Source organism: Aeromonas sp. 2MA4 (assembly GCF_029237305.1).
Lineage (GTDB): Bacteria > Pseudomonadota > Gammaproteobacteria > Enterobacterales > Aeromonadaceae > Aeromonas > Aeromonas salmonicida.
The window spans coordinates 29,754-44,506 of record NZ_JAACFY010000007.1 but is presented as its reverse complement, the minus strand read 5'-3'; the positions used below and the strand labels follow the sequence as shown (position 1 = coordinate 44,506).

16 protein-coding genes are annotated in these 14,753 nt (G+C 59.0%); 14 read left to right on the top strand and 2 right to left on the bottom strand.

Translation table 11 applies throughout. From position 1 onward, the window contains the following. Positions 1-6: 6 nt before the first annotated feature. The 9 genes from GWQ31_RS09335 (at position 7) to ttcA (ending at position 8,137) form a co-directional block, all read left to right on the top strand. On the top strand, positions 7-186 hold the full coding sequence (locus tag GWQ31_RS09335; RefSeq protein WP_005315611.1) for a CcoQ/FixQ family Cbb3-type cytochrome c oxidase assembly chaperone: 180 nt from the start codon (positions 7-9) through the stop codon (positions 184-186). Continuing rightward, the gene (gene ccoP / locus GWQ31_RS09330; RefSeq protein ID WP_005315607.1) at positions 186-1,163 is read left to right on the top strand and encodes a cytochrome-c oxidase, cbb3-type subunit III; all 978 of its coding nucleotides are present in this window, start codon (positions 186-188) and stop codon (positions 1,161-1,163) included. The genes GWQ31_RS09335 and ccoP overlap by 1 nt, the downstream gene beginning before the upstream one ends. Before the next feature lie 130 nt (positions 1,164-1,293). Further along, on the top strand, positions 1,294-1,782 hold the full coding sequence (locus GWQ31_RS09325; protein ID WP_275909198.1) for a FixH family protein: 489 nt from the start codon (positions 1,294-1,296) through the stop codon (positions 1,780-1,782). 86 nt (positions 1,783-1,868) lie between these two features. Then, positions 1,869-4,262 (top strand): heavy metal translocating P-type ATPase, encoded by a 2,394-nt coding sequence (locus tag GWQ31_RS09320; protein WP_275909197.1) that lies wholly within the window; start codon positions 1,869-1,871, stop codon positions 4,260-4,262. A gap of 112 nt (positions 4,263-4,374) precedes the next feature. Next, entirely contained in the window at positions 4,375-4,563 is a 189-nt protein-coding gene (gene ccoS / locus GWQ31_RS09315) for a cbb3-type cytochrome oxidase assembly protein CcoS (RefSeq protein ID WP_005315597.1), read from the top strand. Continuing rightward, positions 4,547-5,233, top strand: coding sequence for a sulfite exporter TauE/SafE family protein (locus GWQ31_RS09310; protein ID WP_275909196.1), 687 nt, complete (start codon positions 4,547-4,549; stop codon positions 5,231-5,233). The genes ccoS and GWQ31_RS09310 overlap by 17 nt, the downstream gene beginning before the upstream one ends. A gap of 68 nt (positions 5,234-5,301) precedes the next feature. After that, the gene (locus tag GWQ31_RS09305) at positions 5,302-6,057 is read left to right on the top strand and encodes an FNR family transcription factor (RefSeq protein ID WP_005315591.1); all 756 of its coding nucleotides are present in this window, start codon (positions 5,302-5,304) and stop codon (positions 6,055-6,057) included. A 141-nt stretch (positions 6,058-6,198) separates the two neighbouring features. Next, complete coding sequence (gene uspE / locus GWQ31_RS09300) at positions 6,199-7,146, top strand: universal stress protein UspE (RefSeq protein WP_005315586.1); 948 nt, start codon at positions 6,199-6,201, stop codon at positions 7,144-7,146. Positions 7,147-7,228: 82 nt separating this feature from the next. Then, the gene (ttcA, locus tag GWQ31_RS09295; protein WP_005315582.1) at positions 7,229-8,137 is read left to right on the top strand and encodes a tRNA 2-thiocytidine(32) synthetase TtcA; all 909 of its coding nucleotides are present in this window, start codon (positions 7,229-7,231) and stop codon (positions 8,135-8,137) included. An 81-nt stretch (positions 8,138-8,218) separates the two neighbouring features. Here ttcA and GWQ31_RS09290 read toward each other — a convergent pair whose 3' ends face one another. Beyond that, positions 8,219-8,899 carry a DUF2987 domain-containing protein gene (locus GWQ31_RS09290; RefSeq protein WP_275909195.1) on the bottom strand — a complete coding sequence of 227 codons (681 nt, stop codon included), beginning with the start codon at positions 8,897-8,899 and terminating at the stop codon, positions 8,219-8,221. Positions 8,900-8,975: 76 nt separating this feature from the next. After that, positions 8,976-9,713, bottom strand: a complete 738-nt coding sequence (locus GWQ31_RS09285) for a hypothetical protein (RefSeq protein ID WP_005315577.1) — start codon at positions 9,711-9,713, stop codon at positions 8,976-8,978. 276 nt (positions 9,714-9,989) lie between these two features. On the opposite strand from GWQ31_RS09285, the gene GWQ31_RS09280 reads away from it, so the two are divergent. The 5 genes from GWQ31_RS09280 to rbsB all read left to right on the top strand — a co-directional run bounded on the left by GWQ31_RS09280 (position 9,990) and on the right by rbsB (position 14,715). Then, complete coding sequence (locus GWQ31_RS09280; protein ID WP_275909194.1) at positions 9,990-10,607, top strand: glutathione S-transferase family protein; 618 nt, start codon at positions 9,990-9,992, stop codon at positions 10,605-10,607. Between the two features lie 224 nt (positions 10,608-10,831). Then, on the top strand, positions 10,832-11,251 hold the full coding sequence (gene rbsD, locus GWQ31_RS09275) for a D-ribose pyranase (RefSeq protein ID WP_275909193.1): 420 nt from the start codon (positions 10,832-10,834) through the stop codon (positions 11,249-11,251). 20 nt (positions 11,252-11,271) lie between these two features. Next, complete coding sequence (gene rbsA / locus GWQ31_RS09270; protein ID WP_275909192.1) at positions 11,272-12,837, top strand: ribose ABC transporter ATP-binding protein RbsA; 1,566 nt, start codon at positions 11,272-11,274, stop codon at positions 12,835-12,837. Further along, the gene (gene rbsC / locus GWQ31_RS09265; RefSeq protein WP_021138712.1) at positions 12,834-13,802 is read left to right on the top strand and encodes a ribose ABC transporter permease; all 969 of its coding nucleotides are present in this window, start codon (positions 12,834-12,836) and stop codon (positions 13,800-13,802) included. The genes rbsA and rbsC overlap by 4 nt, the downstream gene beginning before the upstream one ends. A 37-nt stretch (positions 13,803-13,839) precedes the next feature. Beyond that, positions 13,840-14,715, top strand: coding sequence for a ribose ABC transporter substrate-binding protein RbsB (rbsB, locus tag GWQ31_RS09260; protein WP_275909191.1), 876 nt, complete (start codon positions 13,840-13,842; stop codon positions 14,713-14,715). Positions 14,716-14,753 lie beyond the last annotated feature (38 nt).

Below are 14,753 nucleotides of genomic sequence, written 5' to 3'. Positions count from 1 at the left end.
CAGGATATGGATTACGGCACATTTCGCGGCCTTTATACCCTGCTGTTGATGGCCATCATGATCGGCATCATTGTCTGGGCATACAGCAAACGCCGCAAGGCCTCTTTCGACGAGGCAGCCAACCTGGTTTTTGCCGATGACGAGCAACCCGGTGCTGATAACAAGAACGCAGGAGCGAAACAATAATGAGCACTTTGTTTAGCATTTTTGTGACCGTCATAAGTCTGGGAACCATTCTCGGCTGCTTCTTGCTGCTGGTGTGGTGCCTGCGGGACAAGATGGGTGTAGAGGAAGGCAAGTCCATGGGACACGCCTTCGACGGCATCGAAGAGATCAACAATCCGCTGCCGAAGTGGTGGACCTATATGTTCATCTTCTTCATCGTCACCGGCTTGGTCTACCTGCTGGCCTTCCCGGGCCTGGGCAACTGGAAGGGTCTGCTGGGCTGGCAGAGCTCCAATCAGGATGTTCGCTCCCTGGCGGAGTCCAAGGCGGCGGCAGCCTCTGCCAAGGCTGAAGGACGTGCGGTGGAGTATGACCGTGAGCTGCTCAAGGCTGACGAGATCTACGGCGCCAAGTTCCGCGAGCTGACCTATCAGACAGACGGCAAGACTTACAAAGATATCACCGAGATCGCCAAGGATCCGGAAGCACTGAAAGTCGGACAACGCCTGTTTCTGCAGAACTGTTCCCAGTGCCACGGCTCCGATGCCCGCGGCGGTCGCGGTTTCCCGAACCTGACCGACAGCGAATGGCAATGGGGCGGAGAGCCTGCCCAGATCAAAACCACCATCATGGGCGGTCGTCAGGGTGTGATGGCTGCCTGGGGCGAGATCCTGGGCAAGGATGGCGTCAAGGAAGTGGCCTCCTACGTGCTGGGTCTGTCCGGTCGCAAGGTTGACCTGGTGGAAGCCAAGAAAGGGGAAGCACGCTTTGCCGTCTGCGCCGCTTGTCACGGTCCGGATGCCAAGGGAGGGATCGCCTTCGGTGCCCCGGACTTGACCAACAACATCTGGCTGTATGGCGGTTCCCGTCAGGTGGTCGAGCAGACCATCACCCACGGTCGTCACGGTGTGATGCCAGCCTGGCAGGATATTCTGGGTGAAGACAAGGTGCACCTGCTTGCCTCCTACGTTTACAGCTTGTCTCACACCGACAAGTAAAATCAGCAGTAACATGTGATAAGCACGTGATTACTCAGCAAAAAGCCTCGACTCTTCGAGGCTTTTTGTTATCTTGTGTTGGCTAAATCCCCTCTATTTCGTTAATCACAGGTTTCACGGTAGTAGCACTATGTCCCAACCCTGGTATCGCCAATTTTGGCCCTGGTTTATCATCGCCCTCCCGGCCGCCGCCGTGATTGCCGGCATCAGCACGGCAATCATCGCCAGCAAGGATGGGGTCAATCTGGTCGCAGAAGATTATTACAAACAAGGCAAAGAGATTAATCAGGACTTGAGCAAGTTCGATCGATCCGAAGCGCTCAATATCCGCATTGCGCTGGAAGTGAACGGCAACGAGCTGACTCTCAAGCCCCTCTCAGGAGAGATCCCACCCCGTCAGGCCCTCTACCTCTCCCTGTTTCACCCGACCCTGGCCGGCATGGACAGCGAACACATGGTGACTGCTGACGCCAGCGGCGTTTATCGCCTGCTGCTCGACCAGCCCTTGAGTGGCAAGTGGCATATACGGGTCGATGCCTTCAACCATGAGTGGCGGTTGCAAGAGACAGTCCAGCTCCCGACCACAGCCCCCGTCGAACTCGATCCCAAAGGGCGTTAAGTCATGACAGGCGGTTTTTACTGTGGCGAGCCGGTTCCCGCCAACAGTCCAGGTGCCCTGCTCGCCATCCCCCGGGGTAACACACCATGAAGGCTTGCTTTCATTGCGGCGAGCCGGTTCCCGCCGCCAGCCACTATGCCCTCGAGATAAAGGGCATAGTGGAACCCATGTGCTGCCCGGGCTGTCATGCCGTGGCAGAAACCATCATGGAGTGCGGCCTCTCCAGCTATTACGATCACCGCACAGCGCCCGGTACCAGGGGAGAATTGGTGCCCGAAGAGCTGGCGGCCCTCACCCATTATGATCTTGCCGAAGTGCAACAGGATTTTGTCACCAACAGCGGCACGGGCAGCCACAGGGTGCGAGAAATCCAGCTCAGCGTTGAGGGGCTTACGTGCGCCGCCTGTGCCTGGCTTATCGAACGCCATCTGACCGGCCTTGCCGGTCTGCACTACATCAACGTCAACACCACTACTCACCGCGCGCGCATCAAGTGGGATCCGGACCAGCTTTCGTTGAGCGACATTCTCAAGGGATTCGCCAAGATAGGCTATCGAGCCTACCCCTTCCAGACCCACACCCAAGAGGCTATCTACGCCAAAGAAGTGCGCAACTACATGTTCCGGCTGGCGCTGGCGGGCTTGGGGTCCATGCAGGTGATGATGTGCGCCGTGGCGCTCTACATGGATCTCTTCATCAGTGTCGAGGATGAGTTCATGGTCTACTTCAAGTGGATCAGCCTCTTGCTCTCGACCCCCATCATGATCTATTCGGCCCAGCCCTTTTACGTGGGGGCATGGCGCAGCCTGAAACAGGGCCACCTCTCCATGGACGTGTCGGTGTCGCTGGCACTGATCGGCGCCTTCGTCGCCTCCATGTGGGCCACCGTCTTCAACACGGGTGAGGTCTATTACGACTCCATCACCATGTTTGTCTTCTTCTTGCTGCTGGGACGTTTTCTGGAGTTGCGGGCCCGGCGCAAGGCGTCCGAGTCCAGCTCCAACCTGGCACGGCTGGTGCCCATCATGGCCACCCGCATTGATGAGGAGGGTGAACACGAGGTGGCGGCCAAGACCTTGCAGGCCGGCGATCGGGTACGAGTGCTGGCCGGTGCTACCCTGCCGGCGGACGGCATCATTGTCGAGGGACAGGCCAGCCTCAACGAATCCATGCTGACCGGCGAGCAACTGCCACTGTTCAAGCAGGTGGGCGACAGCGTCTATGCCGGCACCATCAACACGGATGCACCGCTTCAGATCAGGGTCAGCCATCGCATCGAAGAGTCGCGCATCGCCCAGATCATGCGGCTGCAGGATCATGCGCTGGACGACAAGCCAGCCATCGCCCAGATGGCGGATGTGCTCTCCCGCCACTTCATCCTGGTGCTGTTGATCATTGCCGCAGCCGTGTGGACCTTCTGGCACTTCCATCAACCGGAGCAAGCCTTCTGGGTCACCCTGGCCGTGCTGGTCGCCACCTGTCCCTGCGCCCTGTCGCTGGCCACGCCGACCGCCCTCACCTCGGCCACCGCACGCCTCACTCGCTCCGGTATTTTGTTGCGTCGCGGCCATGTGCTGGACGTGCTGACCAAGGCCAACCGGATAGTGATGGACAAGACCGGCACCCTGACCACGGGCAATATCAGCCTGACCAGCACAACGGCGCTGGCGGAGCTGAGCGAAGATAAATGCCTCGCCATCGCCCGGGCACTGGAAGCCTATTCCGAGCACCCCATCGCCCGCGCGTTTAAAAGCACGGCAGCCAACGACGTCTTGCTGCCTGCAAGCGAGGTGGTCCCAGTCATCGGCCACGGTATTGAGGGGGGTGTGGCAGGCAAGCATTATCGCATCGGCAGCGCCCGCTGGCTGGCTCTGCCCACAGAGCACACCGCCAGCCAGGGCCTTGCCATCTATCTGGCGGATGAATCCCGAGTGCTGGCCCGCTTTATCCTGGCCGATATACTGCGCCCGGATGCCAGGGCCCTGATCCAGGCCTTCAAGGCCGCCGGTTTGCAGACCACCATTCTCACCGGTGACAGCTCTGCCCAGGCCGACGAAGTGGCCCGCGAGCTTGGAGTGGATGAGCTGGTAAAAGGCGTCCCCCCGGATGGCAAGCTGGCCTACCTCAAGGCGCGCGAAGCTGAAGGTGATATCAGCATCATGGTGGGTGACGGCATCAACGATGCCCCCGTACTGGCTGGAGCCCACGCCTCTTTTGCCATGGCGGGCGGCACGGATCTGGCGAAAAACAGCGCAGATGCCATCCTGCTGGCCGATGACCTGTCGCGCCTGCTGGACGCCCGCACCCTGGCCATCCGCACTCGCAAGATCATCAAGGAGAACTTCGCCTGGTCCATCGGCTACAACCTGCTGGTGTTGCCGCTGGCGGCCAGCGGCTGGTTACCCCCCTATCTGGCGGCGGCTGGCATGTCCTTGAGCTCCCTCATCGTGGTCACCAACTCCATGAGGCTCAATCGCTGAACCGTGAAGACGGCGTGCTCATGCGAATATGAGCGCGCCAACACATTGAATGAAGAGGGATCCTGGGCGGTAACTGGTTTACCATGACCACTCTCATAGCAAGGCTTGCATCATGAACATCATCTTCGTCCTGATCCCCATCGCCATCCTGTTTGTCATCATCGCAGGCGCCGTCTTCTTTTGGGCCATTCGCTCCGAGCAGTTTGAAGATCTCGACCGCCAGGGATCCAACATACTGTTTGATGAAGACAAACCTGCCCAGAAACCCATCGAGTCAAAGTCCGATGACCGCCAGCCTTGATCTGGTAGGGGCCCTGCTGGTGGGGCTCGCAGGCTCTGGCCACTGCATCGGCATGTGTGGTGGCGTCTCGGCCGCCCTCTCCATGGCCATTCCCCCCGAGAAACAGCACTTTTGGGGCCGACTTGGCTATCTCCTCAACTACAACCTGGGGCGGATCCTCAGCTATGTCATCGCTGGCGCTCTGGTAGGCGGGCTGCTGGCCACCACCAGCGAGCTCGGTGCAGGCAAACATGCCATCGCCGGATTGCGGCTGATGGCGGCGCTCTTGATGATAGCGCTAGGCCTGTACCTTGCCGGCTGGTGGCAAGGCATACTGCTGCTCGAGCGGATCGGTGCCCGACTCTGGCCACGGCTCAAGCCGCTGGCAGGCAAGTTTCTTCCCTTCACCTCGGCCTGGCAGGCGTTCCCTTTCGGCATGATATGGGGCTGGCTGCCCTGCGGTCTGGTTTACTCCATGCTGACCTGGAGTGCCGCAGCTGGCTCTGCCAGTGGCGGGGCACTGATCATGCTCTGCTTTGGCATGGGAACCCTGCCGACACTCTTTGCACTGGGGGGACTGGCGGACCGGCTGCGCTACTGGCTGACCTTGCGCAGTTTGCGTCAAGGCGGGGCTATTTTGCTCATTGCATATGGGCTGCATACCCTCTGGGTCGGGATAGCGTCCTTTTGAAACCCTATCCAAAACGGATGAGTTGATGGTAAACTTGTTTGATATAAATCAATTATTCGTATGAGCCTATGATCCCGGAAAAGAAACCTGGCAGACGTATTCAGAGCGGTGGCTGTGCAATTCATTGCCAGGATTGCAGCATCAGCCAGCTCTGCATTCCCTTCACTCTGAACGACAGTGAACTCGATCAGCTCGACAGCATCATTGAGCGCAAGAAGCCGATCCAGAAGGGTGAGGAGCTGTTCAAAGCCGGCGATGAGCTGAAGTCGCTCTATGCGATCCGTTCCGGGACCATCAAGTCATACACCATCACAGAACAGGGTGACGAGCAGATCACCGCTTTTCACCTCGCAGGGGACTTGGTTGGCTTTGATGCCATTCACAAGCATGCGCATCCGTCCTTTGCCCAGGCGCTGGAAACGGCCATGGTGTGCGAGATCCCGTTCGACGTACTCGACGATCTCTCCGGCAAAATGCCCAAGTTGCGCCAGCAAATCATGCGACTGATGAGCAACGAAATCATGGGCGATCAGGAGATGATACTGCTGCTCTCCAAGAAGAATGCGGAAGAGCGCCTCGCCGCCTTCCTGCACAATCTATCGGTGCGTTTCTCCGAGCGCGGCTTCTCCGCCAAGGAATTCCGCCTCTCCATGACCCGGGGTGATATCGGCAACTATCTCGGCCTCACGGTGGAGACCATCAGCCGTCTGCTTGGCCGTTTTCAGAAGTCCGGCCTCATCAGCGTCAAAGGCAAATACATTACCGTGCTGGATCAGATGGCCCTCGGCGTCATGGCTGGCGCCCCCCGTCCTGCCTGCGGTTAATTTCCCCTCTGTCTGCCCTCGTTGCCGGATCGGTTTAGTCTGAAATTTGATCCGGCACATGTCCCCCAGCCTCCTCCTGAGCTAAGCTGTAATGGCTAAAGGTCTGTCATCATTGGTATTTTTGCCAAGGAGGAAGAGAACATGGTCAAGTACCGAAAAATTCTGGTTGTTATCAACCCGGAAGAAGAGCGGCAAGTTGCCCTCGAACGTGCGGTCAAAGTAGCTGAGCTCGATGAAGGCGCTCAACTGACCCTGTTACTCACTATTTATGACTTCTCGTACGAAATGACCGCCATGCTGTCGGTGGATGAACGGGAAGAGATGCGCCACGGCGTGATCGCCCAGCGTCGTGAATGGCTAGACGACATTCTCAAACCCTACCGTGCCAAGGGACTGGACTACGAAGTCAAGGTGGTCTGGCACAATCGTCCCTTCGAGTGTGTCATTCAGGAAGTACTGGAGAATCGCCACGATCTGGTGGTCAAAGCGACCCATCATCACTCCTTCCTGCAAACCTTCATCTTTACTCCGACCGACTGGCATCTGCTGCGCAAGTGCCCCTGTCCTGTCCTGCTGGTCAAAGAGGGCCACTGGCAACGGGGTGGCAACATCATTGCGGCCATCAACTGCTCCAGCGACGATCAGGATCAGAAAGTGCTGAACGAACGGATCACGGAGGAAGGTATTGGCATCGCCGAGTTGCTCGGCTCCAACCTTTATCTGGTCAATACCTATCCCGGTACCCCGGTCAATGTGGCCATAGAGTTGCCGGAGTTCGACCCCAATGCTTACAACGAGGCTATTCGCAAACACCATGAGAGCCTGCTGCTGAGCCATGCCGACAAATATGGCATAGGCCATCTGTGGACCCGGGTGGCGGAAGGATTGCCGGAAGAGGTGTTGCCCGACCTGGCTGACGACCTGCAAGCCACCCTGATGATCATGGGGTGTGTCGGTCGCACCGGCCTCTCTGCCGCCCTGCTCGGCAATACCGCCGAACATGTGGTGGACAGACTCTCCTGCGACATCCTGATCCTCAAACCCGACGATTACAGCTGCCCGGTAGACAGCCGGCGTCGTCAATCATAAGGCGCCTTTCATCCTGGCACCTTGCCCTCCCCCGGGACATGGCTATAATAACGCGCTTATTTGTGTCCCGGGTTTTACGAGCATGCTAGAAGAGCTGAACGCCAAAGATAAATACAGTTTCAACAAACTGCAAAAGCGCCTGCGGCGCAACGTAGGTCAGGCCATCGCCGACTTCAACATGATTGAAGAGGGCGACAAGATCATGGTGTGCCTGTCCGGCGGCAAAGACAGCTTTGCCATGCTCGACATCCTGATGAGCCTGAAGGCAAGCGCCCCCATCCATTTTGATCTGGTGGCCGTCAACCTGGATCAGAAGCAACCTGGCTTCCCCGAGCATGTGCTGCCTGAGTACCTGGCGACCCTGGGCGTTGACTTCAAGATCGTCGAAGAAGATACCTACTCCATCGTCAAGGACAAGGTACCGGAAGGCAAAACCACCTGCGCCCTCTGCTCCCGCCTGCGCCGAGGTATTCTCTATCGCACGGCGCAAGAGCTGGGCTGCACCAAGATTGCCCTCGGCCATCACAGGGATGACATCCTTGAAACCCTGTTCCTCAACATGTTCTACGGCGGCAAGCTCAAGTCCATGCCGCCCAAACTGGTGAGCGACGATGGCAAGAACGTGGTGATCCGACCGTTGGCCTACTGCAAGGAGAAAGACTTGGTACGTTACGCCGAGGTCAAGGCCTTCCCCATCATCCCCTGCAACCTGTGCGGCTCGCAGGAGAACCTGCAGCGTCAGGCCATCAAGCAGATGATGCAGGATTGGGATCGCCGCTTCCCAGGTCGTATCGAAACCATGTTCACCGCCATTCAGGACGTGATCCCGAGCCACCTGCTCGATCACAAGCTGTTCGACTTCAAGAGCATCAACCGAGACTCCGGCATCATAGATGGCGGCGACAAGGCATTTGATCCGCCCGAACTGCCGACAGCCCCCTTGCTGAACATCGACGAGATGGACGTGCTGGATGTGATTGAAGTGCGCTAGGCACTGCACAATCGGTAACGAAATCTGCAACGAAAAAGGAGCGCCTGGCGCTCCTTTTTATCTTTTTGGCGTGACGCTTGCTCAGCCCTTGTGCAACCAGGGGGTCAGTCGCAGTATGTCCCCCTTCAGTTGCAGCTTGCCCGCGGCGAAGTCTGCCAGTTGTGCGTTGCTCAGCAGCAACTGCCCCTCTTGCCAGGAGAGCGGCAGCTGGCGGGCGCCATCAACCAGATAGGCAGTGCCAGCCGGTTGCACCAGTGTCACCCGCACACCCGCCATCTCGGGCAGGAAATACTTGCCGACCATGCCGGCCAGCTTGCTCAGCAGGGCCTGCATATCCTGCTGGCGCTTGACCACCTCGGCCACCTTGAGCTCCCACTGGCTGCCTGACACGGGCGGGGCATCGGCCATCACCTGCACCGAAAGATCGCAGGCAGCGTGCGCCTCGGTCAAGCCCACCACCACGGTCGCCTTGTCCAGATTGAGATCATCGTCGTAGGGCAACCGCAGCTCGCTGTCTACCGTCACCTCGGCAGCTACGTCCCGATCCAGGGTAGAAACCCGGGCCGAGGTAAGCAGGCAACGCTGTCCATTTTGTTGATCGGTCAGATAAAACCCCAGCCTGGCATGACCAAACTCCCCCTTGGCAAAGGTCTTCATCTGGCTGTAGAAAGTACTGTATTGCAGATCCAGTGAAGGCTGTGCCAACCCCAGAGTGGGCAACAGCAGCAAGCTTGCCGCTACGCCATGTCGAGCCATCTTCATGTGCCATCCTTTTGCATCACGCACTCGTCATGCGTTGAAATCTTGGTGTGCCATCTCTTGGCACTGAATACGCCGGTCAAGCGCTGAAATGATCGGGACCTTCGCTCACTTCGGTCACTTCTACCGCGACCCCGCACAGATCCCGATAGAGGATCCCCTTGCAGTTGAAGTAGAGAGGAGCCACCCAGATAAGCCCCAGGCCCATGGGGAGCAGCGCCAGGAAAAACAGCGCCAGCATGACACCGTGCAGCAGCACTATGCTGGGCCAGCCGCGAACAAACAACTTGAGCGACACCAGAATGGCCTGCACCGGTGACAAGCCGCGTTCCAGCACCAGCGGCACGGTAAACACCAGCCCCATGCCGATCAGCGCAGACGGTATGAACGCCAGCATCACCGGCAAGCCCACCAGTTCAAACAGGGGACCGAACAAGCTGGTGATCATGCTGCCCAGCAGGCTCAGGCTGCCGAGGCGCAGGAAGTGGCGAAAGAAATCGAATACCTGGCTCGGACGGGCACGGACGCCGACCGATTGCTGCAATCCCAGCATGTCGAGGGACGAGGTCATGGGGGCCATCATGATGGTGATGAGCAGACTCAGCACCAGGGCAATATCCATCCCCCCTTCCTGATTGACGTAAGGCGCCAGCAGGGTATTGCTCAGCAACATCCAGATGGAGGTAACCCCGACTATGGCCAGCAGCAGGCCAAAACCGGTACGGCGCGTCTGTTGCCAACTCTCTTGCAGTACCCCCTTGAGGTCGAGGCGATATCCCTGACTCAGGGATTGCTCGAGGGAACCACCGATCCGCATTTTATTACTCAATGGACTATCCAACATCAGAAAAACACTATTCAGGGGGCACATTATAGCGATTTGACCCGGTATGCGTAGCCGTTTTTCCCCTTATCTGCTGGTGGGAAAGCCTTTGATTTCATAAGCGCAGGCCGGTTCACCTCCTTCCTTTCCCGCCTTGGCCCGCCGTTGTGATGGGCGTAGGATGCCAACAGATATACCGCATTTGCTGACTGCCTCCGCCCTTCCCCATCCGGATGACGCGAGGAGAACACACTTCACAAGGAGACATGCATGTCTGATTTGACCCTGTATCTCGCCCCTGGCACTTGCGCCATGGCCGTACACATAGCGCTGACCGAGGCCCAGGCCCACCATCAGGTCAAGCGACTTGATCTGGCGGCGGGGGAGCAGCGCTCTGCCGCCTATCTCGCCATCAATCCCAAAGGCCGGGTGCCGGCGCTTGTTACCGAGCGCGGCATGCTGACTGAAACCCCGGCACTGCTGCTCTATGTGGCGCAGCGCTTTCCCGATGCCAAGCTTGCCCCGTTGGATGACCCTTTCCTGCTGGCCCGCATGCAGGATGTCAACAGCTTCCTTGCCTCCACCGTGCATGTCTCCCATGCCCACGGACGCCGCGGCAGCCGCTGGGCCGATGATGAACAGGCTGTCGCCGCCATGCAGGCCAAGGTGCCGCAAAACATGCGCGATGGCTTTGCCGAAATTGAACGCCACTATCTGGTCGGCCCCTGGGTGCTGGGGGAGCGCTTCAGCCTTGCCGACATTTACCTGTTCGTGGTTGCCGGCTGGCTCGAGAGCGATGGGGTGGCCATCAGCGAGTTCCCCAGGGTAGCAGCCCACTATCAACAGATGCTCACACGCCCCGGCGTGCAGCAGGCCCTGGCCCTCTGATCCCGCGCTCCTTCAATCCTCTGCATATGGGTGCCTGTACGCTGTCTGGCACCTCTTTTCATCCTTTTCCCCCCGGCATTGAGATCGTTTTCACATTTCTGCCATCTCCCTGTAGATCAAGCGTGCCTTAGCGCCTATCGTTTACCTCATGACGCAACCGGTTGCGTAACCGGTTGCCTGGATAAACATCAGATACGCAGACGCAAGTCTGCCGAGGTGCTGTTATGAAACGAGGCGTACTGCTCAATGCTCCCTTGAGTGCCCTGGTGGCACAGATGGGCCACACCGACGAGATCACAGTGTGCGATGCGGGATTACCCATTCCGGCGGGGCCAGAGCGCATCGATCTGGCGCTGATGGCGGGCACCCCCAATCTGCAGACAGTGCTGAAAGCGCTACTGACGGATCTTGTGGTAGAAAAAGTGATCATGGCCAGCGAGATAAAGCTGATCAGCCCTGACGCCCATCAAGCCCTGCTCGATCAGATCGAGACCCACGCGCTCGAGCAAGGCAAACCCATTACCATCGAATATTGCCTGCATGAGGAGTTCAAGACCCGCTCCCGCCAGAGCAAGGCGATAGTACGCAGCGGCGAAGTAACACCCTATGCCAACCTCATTCTCTGCGCCGGCGTGGCGTTTTAAGCCTCTTCAAGGAAGCTGCAATGAGCACAACTCCCTCCCCCCTTTCGGGGCTCACCGGGAGCGTTGACACGCCCCCCTCGCCCATTCTGGAGCTGACCGGGATCGTCAAGACCTTTCCCGGTGTCCGCGCCCTCGATGAGGCAGGACTCAAGGTTTACCCGGGCCAGGTGATGGCCTTGCTCGGCGAGAATGGCGCCGGCAAGTCCACCCTGATGAAGGTGCTGACCGGCATCTATCAAGCCGATGCGGGCAGCGTCAGTTACCGCGGCCAGCCTGTGCACTTCAAGGGTCCCCGCGACTCCCAGGATCAGGGCATCAGCATCATTCACCAGGAGCTGAACCTGCTGCCGGAGCTCTCCATTGCCGCCAACATCTTCCTTGGCCGCGAACCGCGTACCCGTTTTGGCAGCATTGACCACAAGCAGCTGCGCGAACGCGCCAGCAGCCTGCTCGGTCGTCTCGGCGTCAAGCACAGTCCGGATACCCGGCTCGGAGAGCTGTCGATTGGTGAACAGCAGATGGTGGAAATTGCCAAGGCCCTCTCGTTCGATGCCAGCGTCATCATCATGGATGAACCCACAGATGCGCTGACCGACACCGAGACCGAGCAGCTGTTTGTAGTGATCCGCGAGCTGCGCCAGCAGGGCTGTGGCATCGTCTATATCTCCCATCGCCTCAAGGAGATCTTCCAGATCTGCGACAGGGTTACCGTGTTGCGCGATGGCAAGTGGATCGGCGAGAAGGCGGTGAGCGAGTTGGATGAAGACAAGATCATCGAGATGATGGTGGGTCGGCGGCTGGAAGAGCAGTATCCGCGCCTTGCGCGTGAGCTTGGCCCTGTCAGCCTGCAGGTGAAAAATCTGGCTGGCCCCGGCGTGCGCGGGGTGAACTTCTCCCTGCGTCAGGGGGAGATTTTGGGCTTTAGCGGTCTGATGGGCTCTGGCCGTACCGAGCTGATGAAGCTTATCTACGGCGCCAGCCCCATCAGCGCCGGCGCTGTCGAGGTCGATGGCAAGGTCATGGTGCCACGCACCCCTGCCGATGGGCTGGCCGTCGGCATCGCCTATATCTCCGAAGATCGCAAGGGCGATGGGCTGGTACTGGAACTCTCGGTGCGGGAAAACATGAGCCTGTGCGCCCTCGATGAGTTCATCCGCGGCGGCAAGATCGACGGCAAGGCCGAGCGCCAGGCAGTGAGCGACTATGTGCGCCTGTTCAACATCAAGACCCCGAGTCAGGAGCAGCTGATAAAGCTGCTCTCCGGTGGCAACCAGCAGAAGGTGGCCATCGCCAAGGGGCTGCTGACCAAGCCCAAGGTATTGATCCTGGATGAGCCGACCCGCGGCGTCGACGTGGGGGCCAAGAAAGAGATCTACCAGCTTATCAACCAGTTCAAGCAGGAGGGGATGAGCATCATCCTGGTCTCCTCCGAGATGCCGGAAGTGCTCGGCATGAGCGATCGCATCATGGTGATGCACGAAGGGCGCATCAGCGCAGAATTCATGTCCGCGGACGCCAATCAGGAGAAACTGATGGCGGCGGCAGTCGGTAAACAGTGGCAATCAGAGCAAGAGGCCTTTCAATGACAACCCAAACCCTTTCCCGCCGCGGCATCATGAGCAAGGCCTGGTGGATTGAGAACAAATCCCTGGTCGCCCTGCTGGTGTTGATTGGCGTGGTCTCCTTCCTGAGCCCCAACTTCTTCACCGCCGACAACCTGCTCAACATACTGCGCCAGACGTCGGTCAACGCCATCATGGCGGTCGGCATGACGCTGGTCATCCTCACCGCCGGCATCGATCTGTCTGTCGGCTCTGTGCTGGCCTTGTGCGGCGCTCTGGCTGCCACCATGGTAGCGATGGAGTTGCCCATAGCGCTGGTGGTGCCACTGACCCTGGGGGCCGGTGCCCTGCTCGGCGGCATCAGCGGCCTCATCATTGCCAAGGGCAAGGTGCAGGCATTCATCGCCACCCTGGTCACCATGACAGCCCTGCGCGGCGTGACCATGGTCTATACCGAGGGGCGCCCCATCTCCACCGGTTTTAGCGAGGGATCCGATCACTTCGCCTGGCTCGGTACTGGTTACCTGCTTGGTCTGCCTGTGCCCATCTGGCTGATGGCCATCGTCTTCCTGCTGGCCTGGTACCTGCTCAACCACACTCGTCTGGGCCGTTACATCTATGCCCTGGGCGGCAACGAATCTGCCACCCGACTCTCCGGCATCAATGTGGCCAGGGTCAAACTCGCCGTATATGGTCTGTGTGGCATGCTGTCGGCGCTGGCTGGCCTCATTGTCACCTCCCGCCTCTCCTCTGCCCAGCCGACGGCCGGCATGGGCTACGAGCTGGACGCCATCGCCGCCGTTGTGCTGGGTGGCACCAGCCTGATGGGGGGCAAGGGTCGCATCATGGGAACCCTGATAGGGGCCCTCATCATCGGCTTCCTGAACAATGCCCTCAACCTGCTCGACGTCTCGTCCTATTACCAGATGATCGCCAAGGCCAGCGTCATTTTGCTCGCCGTGATGGTCGATAACAAAAGCAATCGATAACAACCTAAGCCATGCCACACACACAAGGAATGAAATGATGAAAAAGCTCAATACCCTGCTCGCTGCCGCCATCATGTCTGTGCTGGGCACCGCCCAGGCCGCCGATCAGACCCTGGCGATGGTGGTCTCCACCCTCAACAACCCCTTCTTCGTCACCATGAAAGAGGGGGCCGAAGCCAAAGCCAAGGAGCTTGGTTATGAACTGGTGGTACTGGACTCCCAGAATGACCCGGCCAAGGAGCTCTCCAACGTGGAAGATCTCACCGTGCGCAAGGTCAACGCCATCCTGATCAACCCGACCGACTCCGAGGCCGTTGGCAATGCCATCCGCCTGGCCAACAAGGCCAACATCCCTGTGCTGACCCTGGATCGCGGTGCCGCCCAGGGTGAGGTCAAAGCCCACATTGCCTCCGACAACGTGGCTGGCGGCAAGCTGGCTGGCGACTTCATCACCCTGAAACTGGGTGCTGGCGCCAAGGTAATCCAGCTAGAGGGGATCGCAGGTACCTCCGCCGCTCGTGACCGTGGCGAAGGTTTCGCCCTGGCCGTGGCTGCCAACAAGCTGGAAGTGCTGGCCTCCCAGCCTGCCGACTTTGACCGCACCAAGGGGCTGAACGTCATGGAAAACCTGCTGGCCGCGCACCCGGGTGTGCAAGCCGTGTTTGCCCAGAACGACGAAATGGCGCTGGGTGCCATCCGCGCCGTACAGGCTGCCGGCAAAGAGGTGATGATCGTCGGCTTCGACGGCACTGATGATGGCAAGGCCGCCGTTTCCCGTGGCAAACTGGCCGCCACAGTAGCGCAACAACCGGCCCTGATCGGTGCCATCGGCGTGGAAACCGCCGACAAGGTACTCAAGGGTCAACCGGTAGAAAAATCCATCCCGGTACCGCTGCAAATCGTCAGCAAGTAATGTGACAGGGGGGAGCTTGGCCTCCCCCTTTGTTTCTT

What these genes read in the sequence shown, in the direction of transcription:
- GWQ31_RS09320 (WP_275909197.1), top strand. Translation starts at nt 1,869, where the DNA reads ATGAAGGCTTGCTTTCATTGCGGCGAGCCGGTTCCCGCCGCCAGCCAC.
- rbsB (WP_275909191.1), top strand. Translation starts at nt 13,840, where the DNA reads ATGAAAAAGCTCAATACCCTGCTCGCTGCCGCCATCATGTCTGTGCTG.
- ccoS (WP_005315597.1), top strand. Translation starts at nt 4,375, where the DNA reads ATGAACATCATCTTCGTCCTGATCCCCATCGCCATCCTGTTTGTCATC.
- GWQ31_RS09310 (WP_275909196.1), top strand. Translation starts at nt 4,547, where the DNA reads ATGACCGCCAGCCTTGATCTGGTAGGGGCCCTGCTGGTGGGGCTCGCA.
- GWQ31_RS09335 (WP_005315611.1), top strand. Translation starts at nt 7, where the DNA reads ATGGATTACGGCACATTTCGCGGCCTTTATACCCTGCTGTTGATGGCC.
- uspE (WP_005315586.1), top strand. Translation starts at nt 6,199, where the DNA reads ATGGTCAAGTACCGAAAAATTCTGGTTGTTATCAACCCGGAAGAAGAG.
- GWQ31_RS09325 (WP_275909198.1), top strand. Translation starts at nt 1,294, where the DNA reads ATGTCCCAACCCTGGTATCGCCAATTTTGGCCCTGGTTTATCATCGCC.
- ttcA (WP_005315582.1), top strand. Translation starts at nt 7,229, where the DNA reads ATGCTAGAAGAGCTGAACGCCAAAGATAAATACAGTTTCAACAAACTG.
- GWQ31_RS09305 (WP_005315591.1), top strand. Translation starts at nt 5,302, where the DNA reads ATGATCCCGGAAAAGAAACCTGGCAGACGTATTCAGAGCGGTGGCTGT.
- GWQ31_RS09290 (WP_275909195.1), bottom strand. Translation starts at nt 8,899, where the DNA reads ATGAAGATGGCTCGACATGGCGTAGCGGCAAGCTTGCTGCTGTTGCCC.
- rbsC (WP_021138712.1), top strand. Translation starts at nt 12,834, where the DNA reads ATGACAACCCAAACCCTTTCCCGCCGCGGCATCATGAGCAAGGCCTGG.
- rbsA (WP_275909192.1), top strand. Translation starts at nt 11,272, where the DNA reads ATGAGCACAACTCCCTCCCCCCTTTCGGGGCTCACCGGGAGCGTTGAC.
- GWQ31_RS09280 (WP_275909194.1), top strand. Translation starts at nt 9,990, where the DNA reads ATGTCTGATTTGACCCTGTATCTCGCCCCTGGCACTTGCGCCATGGCC.
- GWQ31_RS09285 (WP_005315577.1), bottom strand. Translation starts at nt 9,713, where the DNA reads ATGCGGATCGGTGGTTCCCTCGAGCAATCCCTGAGTCAGGGATATCGC.
- rbsD (WP_275909193.1), top strand. Translation starts at nt 10,832, where the DNA reads ATGAAACGAGGCGTACTGCTCAATGCTCCCTTGAGTGCCCTGGTGGCA.
- ccoP (WP_005315607.1), top strand. Translation starts at nt 186, where the DNA reads ATGAGCACTTTGTTTAGCATTTTTGTGACCGTCATAAGTCTGGGAACC.